Raw genomic sequence first — 550 nt, 5'->3', positions numbered from 1 at the left:
GGTGGAGGAAAAGGCCAGCGCCACGCCGAAAAAAGAGACTGCGGCCTCCACGGAATCCGACGTCGTCTCTGCACCAGCCAACGATCGAGCCCATGCCATCGCGGTGACCTCGAAAGCGAGTGAGCGAAGCAAGACCTACCTGGCTGAGAAAGGGCAGGCGAAGGCTCCGGAGCAGGAGGTCGAGCACAGCCAACAACGGCAGAAACAACTGGGGATCCAACGATGAAAATCCTGCTCGCTTCTGTCGTGCTCGTGGCATCGGTTTCGGCGCAGGCCCAAGGCTTCTTTAAGAAAGCTACACCCGCTGAAAGCCCTGCGGTCGCGGCATCGCAACCGCGGCCTGCAGCGCAGGTGCAAGCTCCTGAAAAGGTGCCAGCGATCAAGCCCGCTGCTACTCAAGCCGCATCACCGGCATCTGCAGCTGGGCCTACGACCAAGCCCAAATCCATCTCGGAAAGGCCCAGGGCACAACAGCCGAGGGTTACGGCGTCGAGGCCGCCTGCAGGTGCGTCTGCGCCCTCTCAAATGGGCCAGCGACAAGACCAGCAGC

1 protein-coding gene is annotated in these 550 nt (G+C 62.0%); it reads left to right on the top strand.

Features of this window, described 5'->3' with window-relative positions; all coding sequences use genetic code 11:
- Window positions 1–226, top strand: a 226-nt coding sequence (locus GVL03_RS19330; RefSeq protein WP_159502584.1) for a hypothetical protein, incomplete at its 5' end; no start/stop codon positions are given.
- Window positions 227–550 lie beyond the last annotated feature (324 nt).

Origin of the sequence: Microbacterium sp. 18062 (assembly GCF_902706225.1) — a bacterium.
Taxonomy (GTDB): Bacteria; Actinomycetota; Actinomycetes; order Actinomycetales; family Microbacteriaceae; genus Microbacterium.
The sequence above is the reverse complement of the archived record's forward strand: the minus strand, read 5'-3'. Positions and strand labels throughout refer to the sequence as shown.